Source organism: Acinetobacter sp. WZC-1 (genome assembly GCF_052544965.1).
In genome coordinates this window covers 1,125,310-1,136,069 of the sequence record NZ_CP199370.1, presented here as the reverse complement: position 1 = coordinate 1,136,069, position 10,760 = coordinate 1,125,310, and the positions used below count along the sequence as shown (strand labels likewise).

Below are 10,760 nucleotides of genomic sequence, written 5' to 3'. Positions count from 1 at the left end.
CTCATTTAAGGCATTGTATTGGAATACCTGTAGCATACCCCATAACATGCTCGTCAGCTTCTCCCCCCGCTTGATTTGATCAAGCATATGGTAAACTGAACGACTCTCAACTGATAGACAACCATCGACTGTCTACATGCTGATAAGTGACCCCTGAAGTTACTTCTTTGGACTCCATCGTGATCCCAATATGCTTCATGCACTCTTTAGGAAAATTAAAACCTTCAGTTCAATACTCTTTATCCAACAAGCTTCTAACAAGATAAAGACAACAGACGCTAACTATATCTCAATATCGTGGAGCACCTCCTTCATCCTAAAAACTTTAGACATTTGCATGGATTCACGCCAGACTAATACACCTCAATGATCCAGGCCCTTATGTCGTCATTATGTCTCACCTCTCTCGCTTAAGAGCACAACTACAACATCAACGCCGACAGCTTTCCATTTATCAACAACAGGTGACTCAGACCCACGTTACTCATCATTTACTTCGATTTTCACGGTTTCAATCTGCACAACGAGTTGGGCTGTACCTGCATGCATTTGGCGAGGTCTCTACGCACCGTTTAATAGAAACCTGTTATCAGCACCATAAAGAAGTGTATTTACCGATGATCAATACAATGAACCAGCAATTAGTCTGGGTGAAGGTAAGTCAGCATCAATACCGTAATCGGCGTTTTTCACATCATTCACTCGGTATGCAGGAACCAATGGCCAGCCGTGGTCAACATGTTTCCATTCTGGATCTTTTAATCATGCCTTTATTGGCCTGCGATCACTGGGGAACACGTATAGGAATGGGTGGTGGATTTTATGACCGAACCTTAGCCTCGGCAAAACACCGGCCCTTTCGTCTCGGTTTAGCTCATCAATTTCAATACATGCAGACGGATTTACCGCGCTCTTGCTGGGACCAGTCACTCGATGCACTCTTAACTCCCGATCATTTTTATCGGTTTAAACGCTAGACAGCAATTGCTTTTCAATGTTTATGCTGCGCTGCACAATGCACCATTTTTCAAGATTTTCTATTGTCATCCCCTTGTAATTTTTTAAATACCCATCACTATACAAAACATGGCAACCTCGTTGTCACTCATTAGGAGTGCCCATGTCTGAACATATTATGAACATAGAAACCTTAGAACCACAGGTTCCGACTGTATTACCGCTTTTAGCACTACGTGATGTGGTGGTTTATCCACACATGCAAATTGCGCTATTTGTCGGCCGTGAGAAATCCATTAATGCAGTTGATGTGGCTCGTAACAGTGACAATTTAGTATTCGTTGTTGCACAAAAAGATTCTCTGACCGAAGACATCGATCACAACAACCTTTATCAATACGGAACTGTTGCGAAAATTGTGCAAGTTGTAAACCATGAGAATGATGAAAATTGCATCAAGGTATTGATTGAAGGCCTGTACCGTTCACAGCTGGTCAAAATCATTGAAAATGACGAATACCTGTCTGCTGAACACGCACTCAGCCCGATGACGGTATCCACCGATGCGGATACACAGGCGACGCGTGTCCAGGAATTACGTGCATTGTTTGCTCAGTATGCAGAAGCAAAATTACGTAATGCCCGTGAGCTGATTGCGGCAGCCAATAAAATTGATGATCTGCTTCAGTTGCTGTTCTTTGTTGCAACACGTGTACCTCTGAATATCGATGTCAAGCAGAAGTTTCTGGAACAGGATGAGTTCGAAGCGCATTTACAGGAACTCATGACTTATCTGTTACAGCAGTCTGAAGAACAGCAGATTGAACAGACCCTGCATGACTCGGTTAAACGCCAGATGGAGAAAAATCAGCGCGAATACTTCCTCAATGAAAAAATGAAGGTGATTCAGCGTGAACTTTCCGACATGAATGGCGGAGGCGAAGATGACATTGCTGAAATAGAAAAACGTCTGGCAGAAGCCGACTTACCGGAACATGTCCGTAAGAAAGCCGAAGCGGAGTTCCGTAAGCTGAAAGCGATGCAGCCTGCATCCAGTGAAGCCGCTGTAGTACGCAACTACATTGAAGCCATACTGGATACACCGTGGAATAAAGCGAGTAAAGTCAGCATTAATCTGACCAAAGCGCAGGAAATCCTGGATACTGACCACTATGGTCTTGATGAAGTGAAACAGCGTATTGTGGAATACCTGGCAGTACAGTCACGCGTCAAAAAACTGCGTGGCCCGATTCTGTGTCTGGTCGGTCCTCCAGGGGTGGGTAAAACCTCGCTGGGAGAATCCATTGCCAAGGCAACAGGTCGTGAGTTTGTGCGTATGGCGCTGGGTGGTGTACGGGATGAAGCTGAAATCCGTGGTCACCGTCGTACCTATATCGGTGCGATGCCGGGTAAAATTGTGCAGTCACTGACCAAAGTCGGCGTCAAGAACCCATTGTTCCTGCTCGATGAAGTAGACAAGATGGCACAGGATTACCGTGGTGATCCGGCTTCTGCATTGCTTGAAGTACTGGATCCATCTCAGAACAGTAAGTTTAACGACCACTATCTGGATCTGGATCTGGATCTGTCCGAAGTAATGTTCATCTGTACTGCAAACAGCATGAATATTCCAGAGGCATTGCTGGACCGTATGGAAGTGATTCGTCTGCCGGGTTATACCGAAGAGGAAAAAGTCAACATTGCTGACCGTTATCTTGTTCCTAAAGCAATGAAGAACAATGGTCTGCGTGGCAAGGAGCTGACCGTTCATGAAGAAGCCATTCGTGACATCGTACGTCGCTACACACGTGAAGCCGGTGTCCGTAGTCTTGAACGTGAAGTCTCTAAAATTGCCCGTAAGGTTGTAAAGGAGGCGGTCAGCAAAAAAGTGAAAAATCTGCATGTTGATGTGACTGCCGAGAATCTGCCGGACTACCTGGGCGTCCATAAGTTCGACTATGGTATGGCAGAGGAAGAAGCTCAGGTTGGTCGTGTAAACGGTCTGGCATGGACTTCTGTCGGTGGTGAGCTGCTGACCATTGAAGTTGCGGCCATGAAAGGTAAAGGTACTTTTGTGACCACAGGTTCGCTGGGTGATGTCATGCAGGAATCCATCAAGGCGGCAATGACCGTGGTACGCACCCGTGCCGATGAATTGGGTATTGAAGCAACGCGTTTTGCTGAAACAGATATACACGTTCACTTGCCGGAGGGTGCAACCCCGAAAGACGGTCCTTCAGCCGGACTGGCACTCACCACGGCATTGGTCTCTGCCTTTACAGGGATTCCAATCCGTGCAGATATTGCCATGACCGGTGAGACCAGTCTGGGTGGCCGAGCCATGCGCATTGGCGGTTTAAAGGAAAAACTGCTGGCTGCACACCGCGGTGGTATTAAACTGGTGTTCATCCCGCAGGAAAATGTGCGTGACCTGGTTGAAATCCCGGACAACGTCAAAGAAGGACTGGAAATCAGGGCTGTCAAAAGTATTGATGACATCCTGCCACTTGCATTAACAGAAATGCCGAAGCCCTTGCCGAAAGCACCGATTGTTAAGCCTGTGGATGAAACCAAGGCTGCACGTCACTAAGCGGACGGCCGGTGTCATAAATCCTGAAAAAAGAGAGCTTCGGCTCTTTTTTTTATGGATGTTCATCCAACAGCTGAAGTTTAAAATAATGCTTGAAAAATGTACAGACAGCCTCATATACAAGGTATACTGAACTGATTCGTGTTGTTTTACTTCAATTACTGACACTTTTTCTGTACTCCAGACAGATGAAGTGTTGAATCGCAGTCCTATCACCCCTTTTAGGACTGCGTTTTTTTAATCTCCTCATGTCTTTATTTCCATGGTTTTTCAATTTTTAAGATTACCTTAAAAGTAGTGGACCGGTCAGGTTTTATCTGCCGATATACTCCATAAAAATGTCAATATAACGCTATAATCGGCGTCGGACAGCACATTTTAGACTTCAATCCATGAAAATTCGCATTCTCACCATTGGCCAGAAGATGCCAGACTGGGTACTGACCGGTTTTGCAGATTATTTCAGGCGTATTCAGCCGTTTGTACAAACCCAGCTGATTGAATTGCCTATGGCAAAACGCGGGAAAAATGATTCGGAAGCAGATATTCAGAAATATTGCCAGATTGAAGGTGAAAGCATTCTGAATGCGCTGAAGAGCGCAGAAGTGCTGATCGCCCTTGAAGTGGGTGGCCGTGAATTCAGTACTGAACAACTGGCGGATACCATGAAAGGCTGGATGCTGGAAGGACAGGATATTGCACTGGCAATTGGTGGGCCGGATGGGCATTCTGAAGAGGTCCGTAAGGCCGCTGCCTGGCACTGGTCATTATCCAGACTGACCCTGCCACATCCTTTAGTACGTGTGATGCTCATTGAACAATTGTACCGGGCGATGAGTATTAATCATCATCATCCCTATCATCGCGCCGGATAACACCGCGCCGTCGATTGTTGCAATTGTAAAACGATTCGTTGAAAGATCATGGGTTTTCGTTTGACATTATTTTATGCATGATGGAGTACAGCAGGACAAATCAGGCGCACTGACATGCATTTACAGACACTCCCCGGTTTATATATTTCTCATGGGTCACCCATGCTGGCACTTGATCCTGAGCAGATCGGTCCAGCCCTTAACCGTCTTAGTCTGAACCTTCCCCGGCCACAGGCCATTGTGGTAATGTCGGCACACTGGGAAAGCAATGCCATGGAAGTCAGTACTGCAATACGCCCCGAAACCTGGCATGATTTTCGGGGATTCCCTCAGCCCCTGTATGAAATCCGCTATCCTGCGCCAGGAAACCCGGAACTGGCTGAGGAAATTTTACGTCTGCTGGCAAATGCGCATATCCCGGCCCATGCCAACAGCACTCATCCCCGTGACCACGGTGTATGGGTGCCTCTGTTGCATATGTATCCTGACGCTGCCATTCCTGTCATTGAAATATCGCTGCCTGTTCACATGGATGCCCACGGCATTTATAAGGTCGGCCAGACCCTTGCTCCCCTGCGCGACAAACAGATTCTGCTGATCGGTTCAGGCAGCATTACCCATAATCTGCGTGAACTGTCCTGGAATGATCAACAGGCAGATACGCCCGAATGGGCATCCACCTTTAAGAGTCACGTCATCAGTAAACTGACGCATGGCGATTATGAGGCGATCCTGGACTGGAAAAATATTCCGCATGTTCAGCATAATCACCCGACCCCTGAGCACCTTTCTCCCCTGTTTTTTTCCATGGGAACCGGTCACCGTTTCAGTATTGTACACAGCAGTTTTTCCATGAGTACCCTGGGCATGGACATCTACCGCTTTGACTAAACCGGACCGGATTTCAGATCATCACAGCTGATGTTGCAGCAGCCAGTCACCGGGGCATCCTGTAAAAAAACTGCTCTATGCCACACAGAATATGGATACAAATAAAAACTGAAATTGTATCCATTTCTTTTCGGGGTTCATGGTTTAATCCGGATATATATTTTTATCAGCATTATTTTTATTATGAAATTTAAATATTTAGCGACCATATTATGGCCTGTCATACTGACAGCCTGTCAGGCAGATATGACACGAAATATTCAGGATGCCGCAGTGACCATGCCCCCACAGCAACAGCCGGCCCAGACCCTGACTGCCTATGAATGGTCATATCAGTTGCCAGGGACAGAACAACCGCTCATTTTACATTTTGATGAACAGCATTTGAGCATGACAACCGGCTGTAACAACCAGGGCACTTCCTGGAAAATTGAACAGAATCGGATTGTCACCACTGAACTGACATCCACCATGATGGCCTGCTCCCCTGCACGGATGAAACAGGAACAACTGAGCAGTGCTATTTTTCTGAAAGGTTCGGTTCCATTTGTACTGGATAGCACGCATACCGGGCACCCGGTACTGACATTAACAGATGCTCAGGGCCAGACTTATGCTTTCAAAGGCAATATGACCCCTGAAACCAGATACCAGTCACAGGCTGAAATCATTTTCCTGGAAATTTCACCTGAAACCAGATCATGTACCGGTGTAGCCCCGCAGACCTGTCTGCAGGTGCGTGAAATCAAATATGATGGCAAAGGCACCAAAACCCAGATTGATAAAGACTGGACCTTATTTTACGATCAGATTCAGGGGTACATCCACCGTCCGGATCAGCGCAGGATTATCCGGGTCAAACGTTATGAACTGAAGAACCCGGCAGCAGATCAGTCGAAATATGCCTATGTCTATGACATGACCATTGAACAGGAAATGGTGCAGCCTTAAGCCCACAGATTTATTGCATGGCTGATCTGATGCATTACACAATGCAGGATCAGCACAACCAAACCATTCATACCCTGCAAAATCGAATGTAGGCACGCGGATGTGACATAAATGCCACACGTTTCCCGACATGACAGGCTTATGTTTTTTTAAATTCCTGAACATCCGCACATTCTGCTCAGTAAATGCCCTGCGCCAGCATGGCATCGGCAACTTTAACAAAACCTGCAATGTTTGCCCCATTCACATAATTCACCCTGCCATCCGGCTCGGTGCCAAACCTCACGCAATTACGATGGATTTCCTTCATAATGGCATGCAGACGCTCATCCACCTCTTCAAATGTCCACCCCAGACGGATGGCATTCTGCGACATCTCAAGGCCTGAAGTGGCAACACCACCGGCATTGGAAGCTTTACCCGGCGCATACAGAATATCTGCCGCAACAAATTTTTCCACTGCCTCCAGTGTAGATGGCATATTCGCCCCTTCAGCCACACAGATGACCCCATTTGCCAGCAAAGTCGCCGCATCGTCTGCATTCAGCTCATTCTGGGTGGCGCATGGCAGAGCAATATCACACGGCACACTCCACGGGCGCTGACCTTCCATATATTCAAAGCCATGTTGTGCGGCAAATTCCGCAATCCGGCCACGCTGAGTATTTTTAAGCTGTATTACTTCAGCCAATAGTTCGCTGTTCAAACCATCCTTCAGATATACCGTTCCATTTGAGTCTGAAAGTGTGACCACTTTTGCCCCCAGAAACATGGCCTTTTCTGCCGCATATTGTGCCACATTGCCTGAACCGGAAATCGCAACCACTTTATCCTGAAAACTTTCACCACGGGTTTTCAGCATTTCTTCGGCAAAATAAACGGTACCGTAACCAGTTGCTTCAGGACGTGCCAGCGAACCACCAAAGGACATGCCCTTGCCGGTAAATACACAGGACGTGTCATTACTGAGCTTTTTCATCATACCGACCATATAGCCGACCTCACGGGCACCAACCCCGATATCACCGGCCGGGATATCAGTATTTGCCCCCAGATGACGGTAAAGCTCGGTCATCAGTGCCTGACAGAAACGCATGATTTCACCTTCAGACTTGCCCCGGGGATTAAAGTCAGCGCCTCCCTTACCACCTCCCATAGGCAAAGTGGTCAATGCATTTTTAAACGTTTGTTCAAAGCCCAGAAATTTGAGAATGGATAAATTGACTGAAGGGTGAAAGCGCATGCCTCCCTTAAATGGACCAATGGCAGCGTTATACTGAATCCGGAATGCCCGATTGACCTGTGTCTGTCCCTGATCATCCACCCACGCCACACGAAACTGGATCACACGCTCCGGCTCCACCAGCCGCTCCAGCAACCCCTGCTGGGCATATTGCGGATTTTTTTCAATAAATGGCCATAAACTGGTCATGACTTCTTCAACCGCCTGTAAAAATTCCGGTTGATCCGGATCACGCTGTTTCAGGCAATTCAGAAAGTCATTCAGGCTGGTGTATTTCAAGGCTTAACCCTCAGAAAAAGTGAAACAAAATTGATCACTGCGTTTTAAAATGTTTCATTTTAGCGCAAAATATTAAATCTCTTTTACATGACTTCCATCATAATTTCCACGAAATATTTATGATATTTTTTTAATATCAGTTATTTATTTTACAGATATAAAGCCACCTCATGGGTTTGAGCAATAGCGGCTTTATAAGCATGCTGTATTTACATGAGCAATGTTTGTGCATTTTTTGCTCCATATAGATGCAATCCATTCCATACAAAAACATGCTAAAATTGAGGCAGCTTTTCAGGCATTCATATGCTCACCCAGTGTGACAATGACGCTATAATCAATGGTTGGTTCTCTCCTGCAAGTTTTTTCAGCATGAATTCGCATATTTCCCTCATACAGCAAGTCGATGCTTTATTGCCACAGACCCAGTGCGGTCTGTGTGGGCATCGTGACGGCTGTCTGCCCTATGCCAGGGCAATCACTGATGGAGAAGCAGCCAATAAATGTGTACCCGGTGGACAGCCGGTTGCAGACTCACTTGCACAGCTGCTGAATCGTCCCCGGCTCATTGCTGAGGCCAGTGTATGGCCCATCCAGCCGGATGGCCGTCCACAACGGATGAAAGCCGTGATCCGTGAAGATGAATGCATTGGCTGTACCAAATGCATCAGCGCCTGTCCGGTGGATGCCATTATCGGCAGTGGCAAGCTCATGCACAGCATTCTGACAGAACTGTGCACCGGCTGTGAACTCTGCATTCCACCCTGCCCTGTGGATTGTATTGACCTGGTGGAAGACCATCAGCCCATTCCGGCAGAACAGTTGCGGATTGCGGAACAGAATGATTTACGCCAGCGTTACTATGCCCATATCCAGCGCGAGGAAAAACGCCGCCTGAATCGTAAGGGGCCTGTAGTCCGTGCAGAGATTGATACTGAATTATTTGCTCAGTTATTTGCTCAATTCCCGCAGCACAGTCAGGTGGTTCCCGCCATTGAAATCACCAATCAAAGCCAGTCGGCCGTCAGTCAACATGCCGGGACCACCATAGAACTGGCCCGGTTACGTACTCAGATTAAAAAACTTGAAAAACAGTTAAGTGTCCGTGCTGATGATCAGAAACAGTTGCAACTGGATGAATTACAGCAGCAATTATCTGCATTACAGGGAGTCTGAGGCATGACCGTAAAAAATATGACAAAGAAGCAGATTCAGATTTTTTTTGAACGTCTGAGGGCACAGCGGCCACATCCGGCCACCGAACTGAATTATTCCAATGCCTTTGAATTACTGATTGCGGTAACGCTTTCAGCACAGGCTACTGATGTCAGCGTCAACAAGGCAACCGATAAATTATTCCCCATTGCCAATACCCCTGAAAGCATTTATGCGCTGGGGGTGGATGGACTGAAGCAATATATAAAAACCATTGGCTTATATAACTCCAAAGCCGAAAATGTCATTAAAACCTGTAAAATACTGATTGAAAAACATCATAGTCAGGTTCCCGACAACCGCGCTGAACTGGAAGCCCTGCCCGGCGTTGGTCGCAAGACCGCCAATGTGGTACTCAATACTGCTTTTGGTCAGCCGGTCATGGCTGTGGACACGCATATTTTCCGACTGGGCAACCGGACTGGACTGGCAGTCGGCAAAAATGTGCTGGAAGTTGAACAACGCCTGGTGAAAGTCATCCCACAAGAATTCATGGTGGATGCCCATCACTGGTTAATCCTGCATGGTCGTTATTGCTGCATTGCCCGCAAACCGAAATGCCATGAATGCGTTGTGTCTGATGTATGCAACTGGCCTGACCGTTTTGAATTCGGTGCTGCCCGTCCGCTCAAAATCTCCGCCGGTGCTACATCTTCATAGCTGCGTCATAAAAGCAGCAAGCTGCTCAATATCGCTGCTTATTGATCCGCTTCAGGTTTATTTTTTCCGGATCGTTGCTGTTTCAGTTGTTCGATTTTTTTCAATTCTTCAGCCAGTTTCGGATGCACGCGATATGACAGCGGGTTTTCACGACGTTCCCGCGCCTGCTGTTGCTGCGCCTGACGCAATAATTTCTGACTGAGATACAGCAGATACAACAGCAAGGCAATACTCAGCACCACCAGCAGAATCAGTACAGTTTTCAGCACAATATGGTCTCCCTTGCTCTTCAGTGACGCCCGGATAAAATAAAGGGAGCCTTCTTCAATCAGGGCTCCCCGAATCCGGATTCAAACCGGGCCACTCAACACACAGGCCGGTAAATTATTTGCCCTGTTCCAGAATGGCAAATAAATCCTTCTGTACTTCTTCAATTGCCCGCAGACCATCCAGTTTATTGTAGGTCGGTGCGTTTTCACCGGACGCTGCGCGGCCCTGATAAAAACCAACCAGTTGTTCAGTTTCTGCATGATAGGAGGTAAGACGTTTGCGAATGGTTTCTTCCCGGTCGTCCGGACGCTGAACCAGTTCTTCACCGGTTTCATCATCCCGGCCTTCAACAGCGGGCGGATTATACACAATATGATAAATACGACCGGATGCAGGGTGCTGGCGACGGCCTGAAAGGCGTTTGACAATTTCTTCATCCGGCACAGCAATTTCAATCACATGATCAATGCTGATCCCTTCTTTTTCCAGGGCTTCAGCCTGCGGAATCGTACGTGGAAAGCCATCAAAAATACAACCGCTGGCACAGTCCGGCTGTGCAATACGTTCCTTGACCAGACCAATAATCAGTTCATCAGACACCAATCCGCCTGACTCCATGACACTTTTAGCCTTCAGACCTAATTCAGTCCCTTCACGAATTGCCGCACGAAGCATATCACCGGTTGAAATTTGCGGGATATTGTAGCGCTTACAGATCAACTGAGCCTGAGTACCTTTACCTGCTCCAGGTGGTCCGAGTAAAATAATGCGCATAAAAAACATCCTCATTAAAAACAAATAGGTATGACACCTTTCACACTGTCAGAAA

At 47.0% G+C, this 10,760-nt stretch carries 10 protein-coding genes; 7 read left to right on the top strand and 3 right to left on the bottom strand.

The features are described from left to right. Window positions 1–392: 392 nt before the first annotated feature. From ACT6PV_RS05180 to ACT6PV_RS05160, 5 genes are all read left to right on the top strand, one after another. Window positions 393–977 (top strand): 5-formyltetrahydrofolate cyclo-ligase, encoded by a 585-nt coding sequence (locus tag ACT6PV_RS05180; RefSeq protein WP_445115385.1) that lies wholly within the window; start codon window positions 393–395, stop codon window positions 975–977. A 143-nt stretch (window positions 978–1,120) separates the two neighbouring features. After that, on the top strand, window positions 1,121–3,547 hold the full coding sequence (gene lon, locus ACT6PV_RS05175; RefSeq protein WP_445115384.1) for an endopeptidase La: 2,427 nt from the start codon (window positions 1,121–1,123) through the stop codon (window positions 3,545–3,547). A 392-nt stretch (window positions 3,548–3,939) separates the two neighbouring features. After that, window positions 3,940–4,422 carry a 23S rRNA (pseudouridine(1915)-N(3))-methyltransferase RlmH gene (gene rlmH, locus ACT6PV_RS05170; RefSeq protein ID WP_445115383.1) on the top strand — a complete coding sequence of 161 codons (483 nt, stop codon included), beginning with the start codon at window positions 3,940–3,942 and terminating at the stop codon, window positions 4,420–4,422. A 114-nt stretch (window positions 4,423–4,536) separates the two neighbouring features. Next, window positions 4,537–5,313, top strand: coding sequence for a dioxygenase family protein (locus tag ACT6PV_RS05165; protein WP_445115382.1), 777 nt, complete (start codon window positions 4,537–4,539; stop codon window positions 5,311–5,313). A 183-nt stretch (window positions 5,314–5,496) separates the two neighbouring features. After that, window positions 5,497–6,264 carry a DUF4377 domain-containing protein gene (locus ACT6PV_RS05160; protein ID WP_445115381.1) on the top strand — a complete coding sequence of 256 codons (768 nt, stop codon included), beginning with the start codon at window positions 5,497–5,499 and terminating at the stop codon, window positions 6,262–6,264. Between the two features lie 178 nt (window positions 6,265–6,442). Here ACT6PV_RS05160 and gdhA read toward each other — a convergent pair whose 3' ends face one another. Then, window positions 6,443–7,786, bottom strand: a complete 1,344-nt coding sequence (gene gdhA / locus ACT6PV_RS05155; RefSeq protein ID WP_445115380.1) for an NADP-specific glutamate dehydrogenase — start codon at window positions 7,784–7,786, stop codon at window positions 6,443–6,445. A gap of 372 nt (window positions 7,787–8,158) precedes the next feature. Here gdhA and ACT6PV_RS05150 point away from each other — a divergent pair, with 372 nt between their 5' ends. Both ACT6PV_RS05150 and nth read left to right on the top strand, forming a co-directional pair. Further along, a complete protein-coding gene (locus tag ACT6PV_RS05150; RefSeq protein WP_445117038.1) occupies window positions 8,159–8,962 on the top strand; it encodes an RnfABCDGE type electron transport complex subunit B in 804 nt (267 codons plus the stop codon). Window positions 8,963–8,965: 3 nt separating this feature from the next. Then, window positions 8,966–9,661, top strand: a complete 696-nt coding sequence (gene nth / locus ACT6PV_RS05145) for an endonuclease III (RefSeq protein WP_445115379.1) — start codon at window positions 8,966–8,968, stop codon at window positions 9,659–9,661. A 38-nt stretch (window positions 9,662–9,699) separates the two neighbouring features. On the opposite strand, the gene ACT6PV_RS05140 is transcribed toward nth, so the two are convergent. Then, window positions 9,700–9,930, bottom strand: a complete 231-nt coding sequence (locus ACT6PV_RS05140; protein ID WP_445115378.1) for a hypothetical protein — start codon at window positions 9,928–9,930, stop codon at window positions 9,700–9,702. 115 nt (window positions 9,931–10,045) lie between these two features. Beyond that, entirely contained in the window at window positions 10,046–10,705 is a 660-nt protein-coding gene (gene adk / locus ACT6PV_RS05135) for an adenylate kinase (RefSeq protein ID WP_445115377.1), read from the bottom strand. Window positions 10,706–10,760 lie beyond the last annotated feature (55 nt).

Bases quoted from the DNA above. Each gene is read 5' to 3' on its own strand.
- ACT6PV_RS05165 (WP_445115382.1), top strand. From the start codon at position 4,537: ATGCATTTACAGACACTCCCCGGTTTATATATTTCTCATGGGTCACCC.
- ACT6PV_RS05160 (WP_445115381.1), top strand. From the start codon at position 5,497: ATGAAATTTAAATATTTAGCGACCATATTATGGCCTGTCATACTGACA.
- lon (WP_445115384.1), top strand. From the start codon at position 1,121: ATGTCTGAACATATTATGAACATAGAAACCTTAGAACCACAGGTTCCG.
- ACT6PV_RS05180 (WP_445115385.1), top strand. From the start codon at position 393: ATGTCTCACCTCTCTCGCTTAAGAGCACAACTACAACATCAACGCCGA.
- ACT6PV_RS05150 (WP_445117038.1), top strand. From the start codon at position 8,159: ATGAATTCGCATATTTCCCTCATACAGCAAGTCGATGCTTTATTGCCA.
- rlmH (WP_445115383.1), top strand. From the start codon at position 3,940: ATGAAAATTCGCATTCTCACCATTGGCCAGAAGATGCCAGACTGGGTA.
- adk (WP_445115377.1), bottom strand. From the start codon at position 10,705: ATGCGCATTATTTTACTCGGACCACCTGGAGCAGGTAAAGGTACTCAG.
- nth (WP_445115379.1), top strand. From the start codon at position 8,966: ATGACCGTAAAAAATATGACAAAGAAGCAGATTCAGATTTTTTTTGAA.